Origin of the sequence: Enterobacter bugandensis, from assembly GCF_900324475.1 — a bacterium.
Taxonomy (GTDB): Bacteria; Pseudomonadota; Gammaproteobacteria; order Enterobacterales; family Enterobacteriaceae; genus Enterobacter; species Enterobacter bugandensis.
On record NZ_LT992502.1, the window covers coordinates 3,559,322 to 3,578,551 of the forward strand.

The 19,230-nt window shown below is 55.2% G+C and carries 19 protein-coding genes; 6 read left to right on the plus strand and 13 right to left on the minus strand.

Annotated elements, in window-relative coordinates; all coding sequences use genetic code 11:
• Positions 1-33 precede the first annotated feature (33 nt).
• The 10 genes from recO to rseD form a co-directional block, all read right to left on the minus strand.
• Complete coding sequence (gene recO / locus DG357_RS17135) at positions 34-741, minus strand: DNA repair protein RecO (protein ID WP_088204536.1); 708 nt, start codon at positions 739-741, stop codon at positions 34-36.
• Positions 742-759: 18 nt separating this feature from the next.
• On the minus strand, positions 760-1,665 hold the full coding sequence (gene era, locus DG357_RS17140; RefSeq protein WP_028014097.1) for a GTPase Era: 906 nt from the start codon (positions 1,663-1,665) through the stop codon (positions 760-762).
• Positions 1,662-2,342: a ribonuclease III gene (rnc, locus tag DG357_RS17145; RefSeq protein ID WP_003860711.1), complete on the minus strand. Its 681-nt coding sequence runs from the start codon at positions 2,340-2,342 to the stop codon at positions 1,662-1,664. The genes era and rnc overlap by 4 nt, the downstream gene beginning before the upstream one ends.
• Before the next feature lie 222 nt (positions 2,343-2,564).
• Positions 2,565-3,539 carry a signal peptidase I gene (lepB, locus tag DG357_RS17155; protein ID WP_047364182.1) on the minus strand — a complete coding sequence of 325 codons (975 nt, stop codon included), beginning with the start codon at positions 3,537-3,539 and terminating at the stop codon, positions 2,565-2,567.
• A gap of 16 nt (positions 3,540-3,555) precedes the next feature.
• Positions 3,556-5,355 (minus strand): translation elongation factor 4, encoded by a 1,800-nt coding sequence (gene lepA, locus DG357_RS17160; protein WP_028014099.1) that lies wholly within the window; start codon positions 5,353-5,355, stop codon positions 3,556-3,558.
• A 185-nt stretch (positions 5,356-5,540) separates the two neighbouring features.
• Positions 5,541-6,017: a SoxR-reducing system protein RseC gene (rseC, locus tag DG357_RS17165; protein ID WP_088204535.1), complete on the minus strand. Its 477-nt coding sequence runs from the start codon at positions 6,015-6,017 to the stop codon at positions 5,541-5,543.
• Positions 6,014-6,967, minus strand: a complete 954-nt coding sequence (gene rseB / locus DG357_RS17170) for a sigma-E factor regulatory protein RseB (protein WP_041908666.1) — start codon at positions 6,965-6,967, stop codon at positions 6,014-6,016. The genes rseC and rseB overlap by 4 nt, the downstream gene beginning before the upstream one ends.
• Entirely contained in the window at positions 6,967-7,617 is a 651-nt protein-coding gene (rseA, locus tag DG357_RS17175; protein WP_048960043.1) for an anti-sigma-E factor RseA, read from the minus strand. The genes rseB and rseA overlap by 1 nt, the downstream gene beginning before the upstream one ends.
• 31 nt (positions 7,618-7,648) lie before the next feature.
• Positions 7,649-8,224: an RNA polymerase sigma factor RpoE gene (gene rpoE / locus DG357_RS17180; RefSeq protein ID WP_028014102.1), complete on the minus strand. Its 576-nt coding sequence runs from the start codon at positions 8,222-8,224 to the stop codon at positions 7,649-7,651.
• Positions 8,221-8,304, minus strand: a complete 84-nt coding sequence (gene rseD / locus DG357_RS23355; protein WP_231940818.1) for a rpoE leader peptide RseD — start codon at positions 8,302-8,304, stop codon at positions 8,221-8,223. Before rseD ends, rpoE begins: the two co-directional genes overlap by 4 nt.
• A gap of 343 nt (positions 8,305-8,647) precedes the next feature.
• Here rseD and nadB point away from each other — a divergent pair, with 343 nt between their 5' ends.
• A complete protein-coding gene (gene nadB, locus DG357_RS17190) occupies positions 8,648-10,267 on the plus strand; it encodes an L-aspartate oxidase (protein WP_045630975.1) in 1,620 nt (539 codons plus the stop codon).
• On the opposite strand, the gene trmN is transcribed toward nadB, so the two are convergent.
• Positions 10,252-10,989 carry a tRNA(1)(Val) (adenine(37)-N(6))-methyltransferase TrmN gene (trmN, locus tag DG357_RS17195; protein ID WP_049136676.1) on the minus strand — a complete coding sequence of 246 codons (738 nt, stop codon included), beginning with the start codon at positions 10,987-10,989 and terminating at the stop codon, positions 10,252-10,254. The genes nadB and trmN overlap by 16 nt on opposite strands.
• A gap of 132 nt (positions 10,990-11,121) precedes the next feature.
• Here trmN and srmB point away from each other — a divergent pair, with 132 nt between their 5' ends.
• Positions 11,122-12,450 (plus strand): ATP-dependent RNA helicase SrmB, encoded by a 1,329-nt coding sequence (gene srmB, locus DG357_RS17200; RefSeq protein ID WP_047368112.1) that lies wholly within the window; start codon positions 11,122-11,124, stop codon positions 12,448-12,450.
• A gap of 52 nt (positions 12,451-12,502) precedes the next feature.
• On the opposite strand, the gene grcA is transcribed toward srmB, so the two are convergent.
• Positions 12,503-12,886, minus strand: a complete 384-nt coding sequence (gene grcA, locus DG357_RS17205) for an autonomous glycyl radical cofactor GrcA (RefSeq protein ID WP_006176733.1) — start codon at positions 12,884-12,886, stop codon at positions 12,503-12,505.
• A 314-nt stretch (positions 12,887-13,200) separates the two neighbouring features.
• Between grcA and ung the strand changes: the two genes are divergently transcribed.
• Positions 13,201-13,890, plus strand: a complete 690-nt coding sequence (gene ung / locus DG357_RS17210) for a uracil-DNA glycosylase (protein WP_023333064.1) — start codon at positions 13,201-13,203, stop codon at positions 13,888-13,890.
• A gap of 39 nt (positions 13,891-13,929) precedes the next feature.
• Here the strand turns inward: ung and DG357_RS17215 are convergent, their stop codons facing one another.
• Entirely contained in the window at positions 13,930-15,030 is a 1,101-nt protein-coding gene (locus DG357_RS17215) for a tRNA/rRNA methyltransferase (protein WP_088204534.1), read from the minus strand.
• Between the two features lie 204 nt (positions 15,031-15,234).
• Here DG357_RS17215 and trxC point away from each other — a divergent pair, with 204 nt between their 5' ends.
• The 3 genes from trxC (at position 15,235) to DG357_RS17235 (ending at position 19,121) form a co-directional block, all read left to right on the plus strand.
• On the plus strand, positions 15,235-15,654 hold the full coding sequence (gene trxC, locus DG357_RS17225) for a thioredoxin TrxC (RefSeq protein ID WP_028014108.1): 420 nt from the start codon (positions 15,235-15,237) through the stop codon (positions 15,652-15,654).
• A gap of 69 nt (positions 15,655-15,723) precedes the next feature.
• A complete protein-coding gene (gene tapT / locus DG357_RS17230; RefSeq protein ID WP_045260163.1) occupies positions 15,724-16,422 on the plus strand; it encodes a tRNA-uridine aminocarboxypropyltransferase in 699 nt (232 codons plus the stop codon).
• A gap of 35 nt (positions 16,423-16,457) precedes the next feature.
• Positions 16,458-19,121 (plus strand): bifunctional acetate--CoA ligase family protein/GNAT family N-acetyltransferase, encoded by a 2,664-nt coding sequence (locus DG357_RS17235; RefSeq protein ID WP_088204533.1) that lies wholly within the window; start codon positions 16,458-16,460, stop codon positions 19,119-19,121.
• Positions 19,122-19,230: the final 109 nt, after the last annotated feature.

The window sequence follows — 19,230 nt, forward strand, 5'->3', positions numbered from 1 at the left end:
GACAATCCTCGGTTTTCTTTCTGATGCTGTGGTCTAACGTTTGGGCATAAACTGCCTGAATAATTCGCGGCTCTTTAAGGGCTTGCCGCCAAGATACGGCTTGAGGGCAATCCGGGTAAAGCGTTTTGCTGCGCGCAGGGTATCGACGTCCGGAAACTCGCGTTCATAAAGCGCTCTGAGCTGGCGTCCGGTAAAAGTACTGTTATCAACGACGACGCTGGCAATAAAGCCTTTTTCTTCGCGGTAGCGGTAGGTCATGGTGTCTTCCACCTCATCACCGCTGCCTGCGCAGTGCAGAAAATCCACGCCGTACCCGAGGTGGCCCAGCAGCGCCAGTTCGAAACGACGCAGGGCGGGTTCGGGCGTGCCGGTCGCACCCGCCAGTGCCTGGATACAGTGCAGATAATCGAAGAAAAGTTCCGAGAAGCGAGTCTCATGTTCAAGGACGCGGGAGATGAGCTCGTTGACATACAGACCGCTGTAGAGCGTGATGCCAGAAAGGGGAAGCGCCAGAGAGACGGCTTCAGCGCTGCGCAAGGTTTTGACTTCCCCTCGCCCGCCAAAGCGAACCAGCAGCGGCGTAAAAGGCTGTAGGGCACCCTTCAGATTAGAACGTTTGGAACGTGCGCCTTTCGCAACAAGGCGCACGCGGCCCGACTCTTCCGTGAAGACGTCCAGCATCAGGCTGGTTTCGCTCCAGGGACGACTATGGAGAACGAAGGCGCGCTGCCAACCTTCCATTATACTCGTCGTCTTGAGTTACTGATCTTCGCCGTAACCGAGGCTGCGCAGAGCACGCTCATCATCGGCCCAGCCAGATTTCACCTTCACCCACAGTTCCAGATGAACCGGCGCTTCGAACATCTCCTGCATGTCTTTACGGGCTTCGATACCGATGGTTTTGATCTTGGCGCCTTTGTTGCCGATCACCATCTTCTTCTGCCCTTCACGCTCGACGAGGATCAGGCCGTTAATGTCGTAGCCACCGCGCTCGTTGCTCTGGAAACGCTCGATCTCCACCGTCACAGAGTACGGCAGCTCGGCACCCAGGAAACGCATCAGCTTTTCACGGATGATTTCAGACGCCATAAAGCGCTGAGAGCGATCGGTGATGTAATCTTCCGGGAAGTGGTGAATCGCTTCCGGCAAGTGCTTGCGTACGATGCCCGCGATGGTATCGACGTTCAGGCCGGTCTCAGCAGACAGCGGAACGATATCGAGGAAGTTCATCTGGCTGCCCAGCCACTGCAGGTGCGGCAGCAGGTCAGCTTTTTCCTGCACGTTGTCAACTTTGTTGACCGCGAGGATCACCGGCGTTTTGCCGTCACGCAGCTTGTTCAGTACCATTTCGTCGTCCGGCGTCCAGCGGGTGCCTTCCACTACGAAAATCACCAGCTCTACGTCGCCGATGGAGCTGCTCGCCGCCTTGTTCATCAGACGGTTAATGGCACGCTTCTCTTCCATGTGCAGGCCAGGGGTATCGACGTAGATCGCCTGATACGCGCCTTCAGTATGGATGCCGACGATGCGGTGACGCGTGGTCTGCGCCTTACGCGAGGTGATGGAAATCTTCTGCCCAAGCAGATTATTCAGCAGGGTGGATTTGCCAACGTTCGGACGTCCGACGATGGCAATAAATCCGCAATAGGTTTTTTCTTCGCTCATTCCAGCTCCAGCATTTTTAACGCCTGTTCGGCGGCAGCCTGTTCAGCCTTACGGCGGCTTGAACCTGTGCCCACCACCGGTTCACTCAGGCCACTGACCTGGCAATGGATGGTAAATTCCTGATCGTGCGCTTCGCCACGAACCTGCACCACCAGATAGGATGGCAGCGGCAGATGACGGCCCTGCAAATATTCCTGCAGGCGCGTTTTCGGATCTTTTTGTTTATCGCCCGGGCTAATTTCGTCCAGACGGGTCTGATACCAGTTAAGGATCAGCTTTTCTACGGTCTGGATATCGCTGTCCAGGAACACGCCACCAATTAATGCTTCGACCGTATCGGCAAGAATAGATTCACGACGGAAGCCGCCGCTTTTCAGTTCACCCGGCCCAAGACGCAGACATTCGCCCAGTTCAAATTCGCGCGCGATTTCAGCGAGGGTGTTGCCACGCACCAGCGTGGCGCGCATGCGGCTCATATCACCTTCGTCCACGCGCGGGAAACGATGATAAAGCGCATTCGCAATCACGAAACTTAAAATAGAGTCACCCAGAAACTCGAGACGCTCATTATGTTTGCTGCTGGCACTGCGATGGGTTAATGCCTGTTGCAACAACTCCTGATGATGAAAAGTGTAGCCCAGCTTCCGTTGAAGCCGATTAATTACGATGGGGTTCATGCGATACCAATAAATGAATGCGTCAAAAATGCAGCACACGAAACCGACCTGAGAAAACCAACGCGGTTTCGTGTGCCGTGGCACCCTTGCAGGGCCAACCTTAAACTTCGGGGGAATATTCTATACACAACGACAGGGGATGTCGTTAGTTCAAAGAGATTTATCGAGGAAATAATTCACGTAGCCGCGAAATAACGCGGCTACGTGTTCTTTTCCTGAGAATTAATGGATTCCGCCAATACGATTCAGGCGCACGCCGGTCGGCCACTCGCCTTCCTGCTTCTCAAAACTCATCCAGATCGCGGTTGCTTTACCCACCAGATTCGCTTCCGGCACAAAGCCCCAGTAACGGCTGTCCGCGGAGTTATCGCGGTTATCGCCCATCATGAAGTAGTGTCCCGGCGGTACGATCCAGCTGGCCAGCTGCTGACCCGGCTGTTTGTAATACATCCCCACCTGGTCCTGCGCGATTGGCACGGTCAGAATGCGGTGAGTGACATCGCCCAGCGTCTCTTTGCGCTCAACCAGACGAATGCCGTTCTCTTTGGTTTCACCTTTTGGCACTTGGAAGAACCCGCTGGTCGCTTCACCGCCGTTACGACGGGCGAAAGTCTGCACGAAATCACTTGGCTCAACGTTTGAGTAGGTGATTGGCAGCGCGTTTTCACACGCGGTACCGGAGCTGCAGCCCGGCTGAACGGTGACTTCCTTCGCAACCGGATCGTAGGTCACTTTATCACCCGGCAGACCCACCGCGCGCTTAATGTAATCCAGACGCGGATCGTCCGGATATTTAAACACCACGATGTCGCCACGTTTCGGATGCCCCGTTTCGATCAGCGTTTTCTGGTAAATCGGATCTTTAATGCCGTAGGCAAACTTCTCAACCAGAATAAAATCACCGATCAGCAGCGTTGGCATCATTGATCCCGATGGGATCTGGAACGGCTCATAAATAAACGAACGTACCACCAGCACAATCGCCAGCACCGGGAACACCGACGCGCCCGTTTCCAGCCAGCCCGGTTTCGGGCCAACTTTCTTCAGGGTTTTCGCGTCAAGCGCATCGCCAGTCGCTGCCTGCGCGGCAGCCTGACGTTCACGGCGTTTTGGGGCGAAGATAAACTTATCCAGACACCACAGCAGGCCTGTCACCAGCGTAGCGATGACCAGGATCAGGGCAAACATGTTCGCCATGCCAACTCCTTAAAGGTTATTTGCCGTCTTTACCGACATGAAGAATGGCAAGGAATGCTTCCTGCGGCAGCTCAACGTTACCGACCTGCTTCATACGCTTCTTACCTTCTTTCTGCTTCTGCAGCAGCTTTTTCTTACGGCTGACGTCACCGCCATAGCACTTCGCCAGAACGTTTTTACGCAGCTGCTTCACGGTTGAGCGGGCAATGATGTGGTTACCGATGGCCGCCTGAATCGCAATGTCAAACTGCTGACGCGGGATCAGATCTTTCATCTTCTCAACCAGCTCGCGGCCACGGTACGGCGCATTGTCGTTGTGGGTGATCAGCGCCAGCGCATCCACACGCTCGCCGTTGATCAGCACGTCCACGCGCACCATGTTGGAAGCCTGGAAACGCTTGAAGTTGTAATCCAGTGACGCATAGCCACGGGAGGTAGACTTCAGACGGTCGAAGAAGTCGAGTACCACTTCCGCCATAGGGATTTCATAGGTCAGCGCCACCTGGTTACCGTGGTAAACCATGTTGGTCTGCACGCCACGCTTCTCAATACAGAGCGTAATAACGTTCCCCAGGAACTCCTGCGGCAGCAGCATGTGACATTCTGCAATAGGCTCGCGCAGCTCGTGAATGTTGTTCAGCGGCGGCAGCTTGGACGGGCTGTCGACGTAGATCACTTCTTTCGAGGTGGTTTCCACTTCGTAGACTACCGTTGGTGCGGTGGTGATCAGATCCAGATCGTATTCACGCTCCAGACGCTCCTGAATAATCTCCATGTGCAGCAGGCCGAGGAAGCCGCAGCGGAAGCCGAAGCCCAGCGCCGTTGAACTTTCTGGCTCGTAGAACAGGGAGGCATCGTTCAGGCTCAGCTTGCCGAGCGCATCACGGAAGTTTTCGTAGTCGTCAGAGCTGACCGGGAACAGACCCGCGTAAACCTGCGGTTTCACCTTTTTGAAGCCTGGCAGCGCTTTGTCTGCCGGGTTACGCGCGCCGGTCAGGGTATCGCCCACTGGCGCGCCGAGGATGTCTTTAATCGCGCAGACCAGCCAGCCTACCTCGCCGCATTTCAGCTCGGTACGGTCAACCTGTTTTGGCGTGAAGATACCCAGACGGTCTGCGTTGTAGACCTGTCCGGTACTCATGACCTTGATTTTGTCGCCTTTACGCATGGTGCCGTTTTTGATACGCACCAGTGAGACCACGCCCAGGTAGTTATCGAACCATGAGTCGATGATCAGCGCCTGCAATGGACCATCCGGGTCGCCTTCCGGGGCCGGAATATCACGTACCAGGCGTTCCAGCACGTCGGTCACACCCACACCGGTTTTCGCGGAGCAGCGTACGGCGTCGGTCGCGTCAATGCCGACAATGTCTTCAATCTCTTCCGCCACGCGCTCAGGATCGGCGGCTGGCAGGTCGATTTTGTTCAGAACCGGCACAACCTCGAGATCCATTTCCATCGCGGTGTAGCAGTTCGCCAGGGTCTGGGCTTCAACGCCCTGCCCGGCATCGACCACCAGCAGCGCACCTTCACAGGCCGCCAGCGAGCGTGATACTTCATAGGAGAAGTCAACGTGGCCTGGGGTGTCGATAAAGTTCAGTTGATAGGTTTCGCCATCAGAAGCTTTATAGTCGAGCGTCACGCTCTGCGCTTTGATGGTGATACCGCGTTCGCGTTCCAGGTCCATGGAGTCCAGTACCTGGGCTGCCATTTCACGATCAGACAGGCCACCGCAAATCTGGATAATACGGTCAGACAGCGTCGACTTACCGTGGTCAATGTGAGCAATGATCGAAAAGTTACGTATGTTCTTCATATAGTTAAATAATTATGCCTTACGAATTCCTGGAGGCCGCTGTTCTTAGCCTGACGTTTTTCAGTGCGAAAACGCAGCATTCTACACTACATACCCGCAACCTGGAAATGCACTTAGAGCCAAGCATAGCGCGAAGAAATGGCGTTTTCTTTTTTGAGATGTAAATAATGATAAAGCCCGGTGGATCACCGGGCCTCAGAAGAGAGCGTCTCGACGCGAAGTTGGTCAGGCGCCAGCGCAACGCTCAGAATAACGGGCTGCCACTCATCGCGCGCGGCGAGCTTCGGTGAGATGCCTTTGGCAAGCCAGAATCCCCCTACGCCACCCAAAGCTGCGCCGCACATGGCGGCCACGTCGGTACCAAACAGCATCTGAAAAAGGCCGCCCATGACAAACAGCCCCACCAGCGGGGAGAGATAGACCAGCATCGCGGAACTCAGCAGACTGCCTTCCGTAATGCCCAGTTCCACCTTCTGACCCGCCACCAGCGGCTGTTCGCTCGCCACGGAGATTGTATGCGATGTCTGTGGCCCTAACTTATTCAGCACGCGACTGCCACAACCGGCTCGGGATGCGCAGCTATTGCATGAGGCTTTAACATCACAGCTGACCAGCGCAATACCATTCTGCCACGAGACGACGGTCGCCCACTCTTTAATCATTGTGCGGCCCTGAATTTAATGCTGTCTGAAATGCGCTTCGCCGTCTGCGGAGGTAATTCCCCCACAATCGTGATTTCTGCGTTATCGCGAACCGTGGTGCTGACCGTACGACGCCCGGTACGAAGCATTTGTTCAGCGCTGTTTGCCGTTGCGCGGTTGATATTCACCGAGAAGCTGAACAAGCCATCGGAATAGAGGCGTGATTCAACCGGCGTATCAATGGTGGGCAACTGACGACGGCTGCTGGACACTTCGCTAAAGCCTTGCGGTATCCAGGAAGGAACCCAGTTGAAATTAGCGGAGTCCCCTGCAGGAACAGAAAGCAGCGGCGGCAGGCTGGCCTTCGCCAGATTCTGCATGCTGTTACCAACCTGATTGTTCACGCTAAAGGAGATGACGCGGAACTGTTCAAGCGTCTCGCCGTCGCGGTCGAGCAGGTCCACGCGCATCGGCAGCTTGGTTTCCGCATCAATCCAGACGATATAGCTGTAGCGCGTACCATCGCGCGCAACCACGCGGATCACTTCACACAGCCTGTCTGCAATACGGGTACGCCCTACCGAAATAAAATCATAGTAAGGGGCAAGTCGTTTGAAGTCGGTATAGATAAGCGACGGTAGAGAATCAACGATATAGTCGCCATTCAGCGTGAAAGGCTCCAGACCGGGCTCGAAATAGCTGATTTCGTTGCCACGCTGGACAACTTCCCGACGCGGGCCATCCATCTGTAAAAGCTGGGCGAGCGGCTGGTTATCAAGACGGGCATGGCGATAGCGTAACGACTCGACGCCCTGCTTGTTAATGCTGATAAATGCCAACTCGTAATTGAGTGACTGGCTGGCCAGATTCATTTGCTGCAACAACGCCCCGGATGAAACATCAGCCGAGGCGTTAGCAGAGAAGAACAGGCTACCCGCCATCAGAGACATGGCGAACCAAAGTTGCTTCATTACTGCGATTGTGTTCCTAAAGTTTGGTTTCCTGGCACCTGCACAGCAGCTTGCTGAGTTTGGGCCTGCTCAAACTGAAGCTGTTCAGAGTGCAGACGACGCTGCAACTCATAATCCTGCAACATCGCATTAATGCGACGGCGCTGCTCCTGAACCTGCTGTTGCTGACCGCCGCTGGCGGAGGCATCAGCCGGTACGCCCAGACTTACCGGGCTTGCTTTGCCCATCATCGGCAGTGTGTTAAACACTGGCGCTTCTGGCTGCTGATTAGTTTCAGACTGAGTATTATAGTGCTGGACGCCAACGATAACTGCAAGCGATACGCATGCAGCCACCCCCATTTGGGTGAGCTGGCTGGCCCACGGACGCACTTTTTTCCAGAACGGCATTTTCTGCCACTGGTGCGGTGCGGGTTGAGCTTCAGGAATCAGCGGAGTGGTCTGATGAACAGGCTCATTCTCGATGGCCGCCATCACGCGGGCTGAGATATCGAAATGGAGAACCTCTCCGGTATCACCGCGCAGCGTGTCACGGATGAGATGGTAACTCTCCCAGGTCTCTTGCATTTCGGGAGAATGAGACAGCTCGTTGAGCAGCTCACTATCCAGCGTCTCACCATCCATTAAAGCGGAAAGTTTTTCTTTCTGCATGCCTAATACCTTTTCCAGTATCCCGCTATCGTCAACGCCTGATAAGCGGTTGAACTTTATTATCAATAGCTTCTCGCGCACGGAAAATTCGTGAACGAACCGTGCCGACCGGACAATCCATGATAGCGGCTATCTCTTCATAGCTCAGACCATCAAGCTCCCGTAACGTAATAGCCATGCGTAAATCTTCCGGGAGTGACTCGATCGTGCGAAAAACAATTTGTCTCAGTTCTTCTGACAACATTAAGTTCTCAGGGTTCGAAATTTCTTTCAGCGCACCGCCACTTTCGAAGTTTTCGGCGTCGATAGCGTCTACATCACTGGACGGCGGACGACGACCCTGAGCAACCAGGTAATTCTTTGCCGTATTGACAGCAATACGGTACAGCCAGGTATAAAAAGCACTATCTCCCCGGAAAGATTCCAGCGCGCGATAGGCCTTAATAAAAGACTCTTGCACCACATCAGGTACATCACCTGACGGTACATAGCGGGAAACCAGACTCGCCACCTTATGCTGGTAGCGTACCACCAGTAGGTTAAAGGCTTTCTGATCTCCCTTCTGGACCCGTTCAACCAGGACCTGGTCCGTTAACTGCTCGCTCATCCGAGGTAATGTCTCCCCAAACCTAAATTCCACGCGTTATCGAAACGCCACTCTATAACTACCGCACTTTGAGCAAGCACCAGCTTAGAGTGTCTGATCTTCAATAAGTTCCGTAACGCCTTTGTTTTTGTTCATCGCGCCGCAGACCGTTCATTTTCTCTCATTATAAGTCTGTTCACGATACGCACCACTTTCTGACAAGAAACATCTTTTTCCCGCCAGAAGAGTAACGCAACACAGGCTTTATTTCACCACAAAATCTGACGCTAACGATCTGCTTCGCAAAATAATTTCATTTATTTACCCTTCGTTTACCCCTGCCTGTGCGTTTAGTCATTGCAACTTCCATTAAAAAAAACGTGCGATATCTCGCATTCAGGTGCTATTCTGCCCCAACACTGTTTAGTAAATTAAACAACAATCATGAACACAACACCTGAACTTCATTGTGATGTACTGATCATCGGCAGCGGCGCTGCCGGTCTCTCTCTGGCGCTGCGTCTGGCTGAACATCAGAACGTTATCGTTCTGAGCAAAGGCCCGATAAGTGAAGGCTCCACATTTTATGCTCAGGGCGGCATTGCCGCGGTATTTGACGAGACCGACAGCATTGCTTCACATGTGGAAGATACGCTGATTGCCGGGGCCGGGATCGTGGATGCGCACGCGGCAGAGTTTGTCGCCAGCAATGCCCGCCATTGCGTTCAGTGGCTTATCGATCAGGGTGTTTTATTCGATACTCAGGTTCAGCCCAACGGTGAAGAGAGCTACCACTTAACGCGTGAAGGCGGCCATAGCCACCGCCGCATCCTGCACGCCGCGGATGCTACCGGAAAAGAAGTGGAAACCACGCTGGTCAGCAAAGCGCTGAACCATCCTAACATCCGGGTCCTTGAGCGGAGCAACGCGGTTGATCTGATCATTTCCGACAAGATAGGCCTGCCCGGTACGCGTCGCGTGGTGGGAGCGTGGGTCTGGAACCGTAATAAAGAGAAGGTGGAAACCTGTCAGGCGAAGGCTGTGGTGTTGGCTACAGGTGGCGCCTCTAAGGTGTATCAGTACACCACGAATCCGGATATCGCTTCCGGGGACGGTATCGCTATGGCCTGGCGCGCCGGCTGCCGCGTGGCGAATCTCGAATTTAATCAGTTTCACCCCACCGCCCTGTTCCACCCTCAGGCGCGAAATTTCCTGCTGACGGAAGCCCTGCGCGGCGAAGGGGCTTATCTGAAACGCCCTGACGGTACCCGCTTTATGCCGGACTTTGACGCCCGCGGTGAACTGGCGCCGCGTGATATTGTTGCCCGCGCCATCGACCACGAAATGAAGCGCCTTGGTGTGGACTGTATGTATCTCGATATCAGCCATAAGCCGGCAGAATTCATTCGCCAGCACTTCCCGATGATTTACGAAAAGCTGCTCAATCTTGGCATTGATTTAACACGCGATCCGGTGCCCATTGTGCCAGCCGCCCACTATACCTGCGGCGGCGTGATGGTTGACGATCACGGACGCACTGATGTAGACGGTCTGTATGCTATTGGTGAGGTCAGCTATACCGGGCTACACGGCGCGAACCGTATGGCGTCCAACTCGCTGCTTGAATGTCTGGTGTACGGCTGGTCAGCGGCGGAGGACATCACGAAGCGCATGCCTTACGCCCGTGAAACAGAGCGTTTACCGGCCTGGGATGAAAGCCGCGTGGAGAACCCGGACGAGCTGGTAGTGATCCAGCACAACTGGCACGAGCTACGGTTGTTTATGTGGGACTACGTTGGGATTGTGCGCACCACGAAACGTCTGGAACGCGCGTTGCGCCGCATTACGATGCTGCAGCAGGAAATTGATGAATATTATGCCCATTTCCGCGTCTCCAATAATCTGCTGGAGCTGCGCAATCTGGTGCAGGTTGCCGAGCTGATTGTTCGCTGCGCGATGATGCGTAAAGAGAGCCGCGGTTTGCACTACACACTCGACTACCCGGATCGGCTTGCTGAGTCCGGCCCGTCGATACTCGCCCCGCAGGTTTACATAAACAAATAAAACGCCTGGGTCAGAGCCGTGTAATCTTCGGAATAACGCTGGTCTGGCCCGCGGATCACCATACGGTCATTAAAACACTCACCCTCTTTTGGCGAAAGCGCCAGCAGCACGCGGTGCGGCAATCGGCCTTCCGTATCAGAGATGTCAGTTCGCAAACGTAACGTCCAGCCGATCTCCTGCGCGGTAGCGATAAACGTGTTGCCCGTACTTTCTGGCAGCACCACGCAGAAAAAGCCCTCTTCTGAGATAAGTTCAGCCGCGTTGACGAGCAGCGCTTTGTGATCGAGTGAACCGGTATAGCGCGCCTGTTCACGCTCCGGTGTACCGCACTCCACGCCGGGCTCGTAGTAAGGGGGGTTGCTGACGATCAGATCGTAACGCGCCGTCTGCTCTGGCGCCCAGGCCAGCACGTCCGCGCACTTAACGGTTATCCGGTCAGCCCAGGGTGACTCGGCCACGTTTTCCCCCGCCTGCCCTGCGGCCTGCGCATCCAGTTCAACGGCATCAATAGTGACATGCTCTTCAGTACGCTGCGCCAGCATCAAGGCCACCAGCCCGCTGCCGGTACCGATATCAAGAATACGCTTAACACCTGCGACAGGTGCCCATGCTCCCAGTAAAATGCCGTCTGTACCGACTTTCATGGCACAGCGATCGTGAGCGACAAAAAATTGTTTAAACGTAAAACCATCGCGGCGCAGCTGCGCTTTGAGTTGAGACATGTCAGGGCAACCTTCTAAGTGAAACTGGAGTAGCATAGGGGAAAGCGAAGTGGCCGCAAAGCGATATCCATACAAACAGATGAAGATTACAGCCGTAACGTCTATAATCAGCGCCCCACACAGAGGTAGAACATGACTGTAACGACTTTTTCCGAACTTGAACTCGATGAAAGCCTGCTCAATGCTCTTGAGAGCAAAGGCTTTACACGCCCGACCGCCATTCAGGCAGCGGCCATTCCGCCTGCGCTTGAGGGCCGCGATGTGCTCGGTTCTGCGCCAACCGGCACGGGGAAGACAGCAGCCTATTTGCTGCCTGTGTTGCAGCACCTGCTCGACTTTCCACGTAAAAAATCTGGCCCGCCGCGTATTTTGATCCTGACGCCTACGCGCGAGCTGGCCATGCAGGTTGCCGATCACGCGCGTGAACTCGCGGCGAATACGCATCTGGATATCGCCACCATCACCGGCGGCGTTGCGTATATGAACCACGCCGAAGTGTTCAGCGAAAACCAGGACATCGTCGTCGCGACGACGGGCCGCCTGCTGCAATATATTAAAGAAGAGAACTTCGACTGCCGCGCGGTAGAAACGCTGATCCTCGACGAAGCGGACCGCATGCTGGACATGGGCTTTGCGCAGGATATCGAGCATATTGCAGGTGAAACGCGCTGGCGTAACCAGACGATGCTGTTCTCTGCCACCCTTGAAGGGGATGCGATTAAAGACTTCGCAGAGCGTCTGCTGGAAGATCCGGTGGAAGTCTCTGCCACGCCATCCACGCGAGAGCGTAAAAAGATCCACCAGTGGTATTACCGTGCGGACAACCTTGAGCATAAGGTTGAGCTACTCAAGCACCTGCTGACGCAGGAAGACGCCACCCGCACTATCGTGTTTGTGCGTAAGCGCGAGCGCGTGCACGAGCTGGCTGAAATGCTGCGCAACGCCGGGATCAACAACTGCTATCTTGAAGGTGAGATGGCGCAGATCAAGCGTACCGAAGGCATTAAGCGCCTGACCGATGGCCGCGTTAACGTGCTGGTCGCAACAGACGTTGCCGCCCGCGGGATCGACATCCCTGACGTGAGCCACGTCATTAACTTCGATATGCCGCGCAGCGGAGATACCTACCTGCACCGCATTGGCCGTACCGGTCGCGCGGGCCGCAAAGGGATTGCAATTTCACTGGTTGAAGCGCATGACTACCTGCTGCTGCAGAAAATTGGCCGCTATGTTGACGAGCCGCTGAAAGCGCGCGTTATTGATGGCTTGCGCCCAACCACACGTGCGCCGAGTGAAAAAATGACGGGTAAACCGTCCAAGAAAGCGCTCGCGAAACGTGCTGAGAGAAAAGAGAAAGAAAAAGAGAAGCCGCGCGTGAAGCAGCGCCACCGCGATACCAAAAACATTGGTAAGCGTCGTAAGCCAAGCGCTGCCGCGCAGGAAACGAAGACTGAAGAGTAAGAAAAAGCCGGGGTAATCCCCGGCTTTTTTGTTCCCCCCCGTGGCTGAAGCCTTACAGGCTTTCAGTAAACGTACGGGCGATAACGTCGCGCTGCTGTTCTGGAGTCAGTGAGTTAAAGCGAACCGCATAACCAGACACGCGGATAGTCAGCTGTGGGTATTTTTCCGGGTGCTCAACGGCATCCATCAGCGTTTCGCGGCGCAGCACGTTAACGTTCAGGTGCTGACCCCCTTCAACGCGCACTTCCGGCTGCACTTCCATTGGGATTTCACGGTATTCGATTTCGCCCAGTTTATTCACCGGTACGATTTCATCTTCAGCAAAACCCGCTTTCGCGACCACACAGCGCGCTTCATTTTTCTCGCTGTCCAGCAGCCAGAAAGAGTTGAGCAGATCGTCATTTGCCGCTTTGGTAATCTGGATACCTGTAATCATGTGTTGCCTCCCTTAGGCTACATTAACTGATGCTGGCCTTACGCGGCCAATTGGTAAAACCATTGTTTCTTGTGTGTATATATATCATTCACACCACGGCGATTTATTGATTCAAATCAACAAAAATACCAACCACATAAAGAGTGTGGTTTGAATTTATTGCTTTAGATCAATTTCATACCCCCATCGACTCAACTTAACCTGCATCATTTCAAAATAAATTTAACGACTTAGCACGCATTTCAGCGCGTAATTTTGCTCACAAGCGTTAAACAGGTAAGCTAGTGAAAGATTGAGATTCGCAGGAGAGCGACATGACGACACCTTTAACCTGGCATGACGTGCTGGCAGAAGAAAAGCAGCAGCCTTATTTTATCAATACGCTCAGTACCGTTGCCGCTGAGCGTCAGTCCGGGCAAACGATTTATCCGCCGCAAAAAGATGTATTCAACGCGTTTCGCTATACCGAGTTGAGCGATGTGAAAGTCGTCATTCTGGGCCAGGATCCCTATCACGGCCCTGGGCAGGCGCACGGGCTGGCATTTTCCGTACGCCCAGGCGTGGCGATCCCCCCTTCTCTGCTCAACATGTATAAAGAGCTTGAGGGAACCGTGCCCGGGTTTACCCGCCCCAACCACGGTTATCTGGAAAGCTGGGCGCGCCAGGGCGTGCTGTTATTGAACACGGTGCTCACCGTACGGGCGGGCCAGGCGCACTCGCACGCCAGCCTTGGGTGGGAAACCTTTACCGATAAAGTTATCAGCCTTATCAACGAGCATCGTGAAGGGGTCGTGTTTTTACTCTGGGGTTCTCACGCGCAGAAGAAAGGGGCAATTATCGATCGTCAGCGTCATCACGTGTTGAAGGCACCGCACCCGTCACCGCTTTCTGCCCATCGCGGTTTCTTTGGCAGTAATCATTTTGTTCTGGCAAATGAATGGCTGGAAAAGCGTGGCGAAACGCCAATTGACTGGATGCCTGTGTTACCGGCAGAGAGCGAGTAGGGTTTGAATGTGCCGGGTCAGGCCCGGCACATAAGAGGCTTATGCCTTATTCTGACGCCACCACTCGGCCAGCAGCACGCCGGTCGCAACGGATACGTTCAGACTTTCCACATTGCCCGTCCCGTCGATGGAGACGCTCAGATCCGAGCTGGAGAGCGCCGCATCAGACAGACCATCGCGTTCCTGACCCAACACCAGCACCATCTTGCGCGGCAGTGTCGCTTTAAACAGCGGCGTACCGGCATGGCTGGATGTGGTCACGATGGAATAGCCCGCTTTACGGAACTGCTTGAGGGCATCCAGAACGCTGTCGCCGGTGATCGGCTGTACGTGCTCGGCTCCGCCTTCCGCAGTACGGATCGCGGCGCCGGATTCCAGCAGCGCGGCATCCTGCAGCAGCACGCCCTTCACGCCAAAATGCGCGCAGCTGCGCATCATTGCGCCCAGGTTGTGCGGGTTGCCCACGTCTTCCAGCGCCAGCACGCAGTCATCGGCATCCGCCTGGCTGACCCACTGCTGAACTGTCGTGCCGTTACGTTTTTTAATCAGGAAGCAGACGCCGCCGTGGTGCTCGGTACCGGACGCTTTTGTCAGTTCAGCATCATCAACCACGTGGTAGGCTTTGCGGTTCGCCGCCATCCAGCGCAGCGCTTCTTTAAAGCGCGGGGTCACGCTCTGGATAAACCAGGCGCGGACAATACACTCAGGACGGCTCTGGAACAGCGCCTGGCAGGCGTTCTCGCCATATACACGGGTCTCTTCCGCGCGCTGACGACGCAGCACTTCCGGGTCGATAAAGCTTTTACCGCTGATACCGCCGTGATCGGCTTTTTCCGGCGTCTCATCGCCTGGGGCGCGAGAAACGGTGCGCCACGGAGAGGCGTTATCACGTGAGAAGTCATCACGCGGACGGTCATCGCGCTTGCGATCGTCACGCTTGCGGTCATCACGTTTGCGGTCATCACCGCGGTTATTTCTGTCATCGCGGGCGGGGCGACGGCCACCGTCTGCACGAGAGGACGCTGGACGCCCGCCACCTTTTCCGGTACGCGGATTTTGGGTGCGTTTATCAGAGTCATCATCACTGCGGACATACATCACTTTGACCTTGCCGCTTTTGTTTTTCATTTCGTCGTTCATGCTTTTCTCCACCAGCGCTGCGCGAAGCGCGCAGATTACCCGATGTGCCAGCGCATAGCCATAATTTCGTACAAAAGCCTGTGACTATTGTTCCCATTGAATAAAACGCATTGTCGTTTCATACAGGCTCACTGATAATATGTAACATATCAGAAACATTATCGGCGTTCTGCCGCTGTCCCACGGCTCTATCAGAGGTTAGTTATGAATACCGTATGTGCCAACTGTCAGGCTTTAAACCGCATTCCGGACGATCGGATGGATGACGGTGCGAAATGCGGACGTTGTGGCCATGAATTGTTTGATGGCGATGTCATTAACGCGACGGGTGCTACGCTGGACAAACTCCTCAAGGACGATCTCCCGGTGGTGGTCGATTTCTGGGCGCCATGGTGCGGTCCGTGCCGCAGCTTCGCGCCAATCTTCGAAGATGTGGCCGAAGAGCGCAGCGGAAAAATGCGGTTCGTTAAGGTTAATACCGAGGCCGAACGCGAGTTAAGCGCACGTTTTCGTATTCGCAGTATCCCGACCATCATGATTTTCAAAAATGGTGAAGTGATCGATATGCTCAACGGTGCGGTTCCAAAAGCACCTTTTGATAGCTGGTTAAACGAATCGCTGTAACATTCCCGGGGCACACCTTGTGCCCCGTTCCCGCCTCTGCGAAAATAGGGTTTTTCCTCCATTTCGCCCATGACTGATAACGCTGTCCTTAAATTACGCGCCGAACGCCTTGCGCGCGCGACTCGCCCCTTTCTTGCTCGTGGCAATCGCATACGTCGCTGTCAGCGCTGCCTGCTGCCGCTGAAAGTGTGTCTGTGCGAGACGCTGGCCCCAAGTACTGCGGAGAGCCGCTTTTGTCTGGTCATGTTCGATACCGAGCCGATGAAGCCCAGTAATACGGGGCGTCTTATTGCCGATATTCTGCCGGATACCGCCGCGTTTCAGTGGTCGCGCACTGAGCCACCTCAGGCTCTGCTCGACCTGGTGGCAAGCCCGGACTACCAGCCGATGGTGGTTTTCCCGGCATCTTATGCGGGAGAACAGCGTCAGGTCCTTACCGCGCCGCCATCAGGCAAACCACCGCTGTTTATTATGCTGGACGGTACCTGGACCGAAGCGCGGAAAATGTTTCGCAAAAGCCCTTACCTCGACGCTCTGCCGGTTATTTCTGTCGATCTTTCCCGCGTCTCGGCCTACCGCCTGCGCGAAGCGCATGCTGACGGGCAATACTGCACTGCCGAAGTAGCCATTGCGCTACTGGATTTAGCAGGAGATACCGCTGCAGCTGGTGCCCTGGGCAACCATTTCTCATGCTTCCGGGAGCGCTATCTGGCGGGAAAAACCGTTCATAAGGGCAGCATCACAGCAACGGAGACAGAAAGCGTTTAAAATCATCAGGTCGCTTGCATTCACAGGAGGCCTGCATGAGCCAGAGAGGGTTAGAAGCGCTACTCCGTCCTAAATCCATTGCCGTCATCGGCGCATCAATGAAACCGGATCGTGCAGGCTATCTGATGATGCGCAACCTGCTGGCCGGAGGATTTAACGGTCCCGTTATGCCCGTCACACCGTCTTATAAGGCCGTTCAGGGCGTGCTTGCCTGGCCGGACGTGGAGAGCCTGCCTTTCGTACCGGATCTCGCCGTTCTGTGTACAAACGCCAAACGCAATCCGGAACTGCTGGAGTCACTCGGCAAGAAAGGGTGTAAAACCTGCATTATTCTCTCGTCTCCGCCTGAACAGCAGCCCGAACTGCTGGCCTGCGCCAGCCGCTATCAGATGCGTATTCTCGGGCCGAACAGCCTGGGTCTGCTCGCGCCCTGGCAGGGGCTGAACGCCAGCTTCTCCCCGGTGCCGATCCGTAAAGGCAAGCTGGCGTTTATCTCGCAGTCGGCTGCGGTCTCAAACACCATCCTTGACTGGGCGCAGCAGCGTGAAATGGGATTCTCCTACTTCATTGCTCTGGGCGACAGCCTGGATATTGACGTTGACGAACTGCTGGATTTCCTGGCGCGAGACAGCAAAACTAGCGCAATCCTCCTTTATCTTGAGCACCTGAGCGACGCCCGTCGTTTTGTTTCCGCTTCGCGTAGCGCATCGCGCAATAAACCGATCCTCGTTATCAAAAGCGGTCGTAGCCCTGCGGCGCAGCGTCTGCTGCAGTCTCATTCCGGTATGGATCCGGCCTGGGATGCTGCCATTCAGCGCGCGGGGTTGCTGCGGGTGCAGGATACACACGAGCTTTTTTCCGCCGTTGAGACGTTGAGCCACATGCGTCCGCTGCGCGGCGAGAAGTTAATGATTGTCAGCAATGGCGCGGCCCCTGCCGCGCTGGCGCTGGATGAGCTTTGGCTGCGTAACGGCAAGCTGGCCACGCTGGGTGAAGAGACGCTGCAACGCCTCAGAGAGGTGCTTCCGGCAAGCGTGACGCCCGGCAATCCGCTTGATTTGCGCGATGACGCCAGCAGCGATCGCTATATCAGAGCAATCTCCATTTTGCTGGACAGCCAGGATTTCGATGCGCTGATGATTATCCACTCCCCCAGCGCGGCCGCGCCGGGCAGTGAAAGCGCGCGGGCGCTGATTGAGGCGGTACGAAATCATCCGCGCGGCAAATATGTCACCCTGCTGACCAACTGGTGCGGTGAGTTTTCCTCTCAGGAGGCGCGACGCTTGTTCAGTGAAGCCGGACTGCCAACCTACCGCACGCCGGAAGGCACCATCACGGCATTTATGCATATGGTGGAATATCGCCGCAACCAGAAACAGCTGCGTGAGACACCGGCTTTGCCCGGAAACCTGACGGCGAACACCGTCGACGTTCATCGGCTGTTACAGCAGGCCATTGAAGAAGGCGCGACCTCGCTTGATACGCATGAAGTGCAGCCCATACTGGGCAGCTACGGGATGCAAACTCTGCCAACCTGGATCGCCAGCGACAGCGCTGAGGCCGTACATATAGCCGAACAGATTGGCTACCCGGTCGCCCTTAAGCTTCGTTCCCCCGATATCCCGCATAAGTCTGACGTTCAGGGAGTCATGTTGTACCTGCGTACGGCAACGGAGGTGCAGCAGGCAGCTGATGCCATTTTCGATCGCGTCAAAATGGCCTGGCCGCAGGCTCGGATCCACGGACTGCTGGTGCAAAGCATGGCTCATCGCGCGGGCGCCCAGGAACTGCGGGTGGTGGTTGAACACGATCCTGTCTTCGGCCCGCTCATTATGTTGGGGGAAGGCGGCGTTGAGTGGCGTCCAGAGGAACAGGCCGCGGTGGCGCTACCGCCGCTGAACATGAATCTGGCGCGCTATCTGATCATTCAGGCGATTAAAAGCAAAAAGATCCGGGGCCGCAGCGCCCTGCGTCCGCTCGATATTGCCGGGTTAAGTCAGTTCCTGGTGCAGGTGTCTAACCTGGTCGTAGATTGTGCGGAGATCCAGCGGCTGGATATCCATCCGCTGCTCGCCTCCGGCACTGAATTTACGGCGCTGGACGTAACGCTGGATATCGCGCCATTTGAAGGGGACAGAGAGAGCCGCCTGGCGATCCGTCCATATCCTCTGCAGCTGGAGGAGTGGGTCGAGATGAAGAATGGGGAACGCGCCCTGTTCCGCCCTATTCTGCCGGAAGATGAACCGCAGCTGCGTGCCTTTATTTCTCAGGTTACGAAAGAAGATCTCTATTATCGCTACTTTAGCGAAATCAACGAATTTACCCACGATGATTTAGCCAATATGACCCAGATCGACTACGATCGAGAGATGGCGTTTGTCGCCGTTCGACGTTCCGATCGGGGCGATGAGATCCTCGGCGTGACGCGCGCAATTTCCGATCCGGATAACATTGACGCGGAATTTGCTGTGCTGGTGCGCTCCGATCTTAAAGGCCTGGGTCTGGGCAGACGACTGCTGGAAAAACTCATCAGTTATACGCGAGATCACGGATTGTTACGCCTGAATGGCATTACTATGCCGAACAATCGCGGTATGGTGACCCTGGCGCGAAAACTCGGATTTGAGGTTGATATTCAGCTGGACGAAGGTATTGTCGCCTTATCCCTCGGCCTGACACCGGCAGACAAACCCGAGTAAGCTACTGGAAATGTTACCCACTTTGGACGGGACTGGTGGTATCATTGTCCGCTTATGTTGTTTGCATGGTACAGACAACCCTTCAATGAACAGAGAAGAAACGCACTGT

Bases quoted from the DNA above. Each gene is read 5' to 3' on its own strand.
- recO (WP_088204536.1), bottom strand. From the start codon at position 741: ATGGAAGGTTGGCAGCGCGCCTTCGTTCTCCATAGTCGTCCCTGGAGC.
- era (WP_028014097.1), bottom strand. From the start codon at position 1,665: ATGAGCGAAGAAAAAACCTATTGCGGATTTATTGCCATCGTCGGACGT.
- rnc (WP_003860711.1), bottom strand. From the start codon at position 2,342: ATGAACCCCATCGTAATTAATCGGCTTCAACGGAAGCTGGGCTACACT.
- lepB (WP_047364182.1), bottom strand. From the start codon at position 3,539: ATGGCGAACATGTTTGCCCTGATCCTGGTCATCGCTACGCTGGTGACA.
- lepA (WP_028014099.1), bottom strand. From the start codon at position 5,355: ATGAAGAACATACGTAACTTTTCGATCATTGCTCACATTGACCACGGT.
- rseC (WP_088204535.1), bottom strand. From the start codon at position 6,017: ATGATTAAAGAGTGGGCGACCGTCGTCTCGTGGCAGAATGGTATTGCG.
- rseB (WP_041908666.1), bottom strand. From the start codon at position 6,967: ATGAAGCAACTTTGGTTCGCCATGTCTCTGATGGCGGGTAGCCTGTTC.
- rseA (WP_048960043.1), bottom strand. From the start codon at position 7,617: ATGCAGAAAGAAAAACTTTCCGCTTTAATGGATGGTGAGACGCTGGAT.
- rpoE (WP_028014102.1), bottom strand. From the start codon at position 8,224: ATGAGCGAGCAGTTAACGGACCAGGTCCTGGTTGAACGGGTCCAGAAG.
- nadB (WP_045630975.1), top strand. From the start codon at position 8,648: ATGAACACAACACCTGAACTTCATTGTGATGTACTGATCATCGGCAGC.
- trmN (WP_049136676.1), bottom strand. From the start codon at position 10,989: ATGTCTCAACTCAAAGCGCAGCTGCGCCGCGATGGTTTTACGTTTAAA.
- srmB (WP_047368112.1), top strand. From the start codon at position 11,122: ATGACTGTAACGACTTTTTCCGAACTTGAACTCGATGAAAGCCTGCTC.
- grcA (WP_006176733.1), bottom strand. From the start codon at position 12,886: ATGATTACAGGTATCCAGATTACCAAAGCGGCAAATGACGATCTGCTC.
- ung (WP_023333064.1), top strand. From the start codon at position 13,201: ATGACGACACCTTTAACCTGGCATGACGTGCTGGCAGAAGAAAAGCAG.
- DG357_RS17215 (WP_088204534.1), bottom strand. From the start codon at position 15,030: ATGAACGACGAAATGAAAAACAAAAGCGGCAAGGTCAAAGTGATGTAT.
- trxC (WP_028014108.1), top strand. From the start codon at position 15,235: ATGAATACCGTATGTGCCAACTGTCAGGCTTTAAACCGCATTCCGGAC.
- tapT (WP_045260163.1), top strand. From the start codon at position 15,724: ATGACTGATAACGCTGTCCTTAAATTACGCGCCGAACGCCTTGCGCGC.
- DG357_RS17235 (WP_088204533.1), top strand. From the start codon at position 16,458: ATGAGCCAGAGAGGGTTAGAAGCGCTACTCCGTCCTAAATCCATTGCC.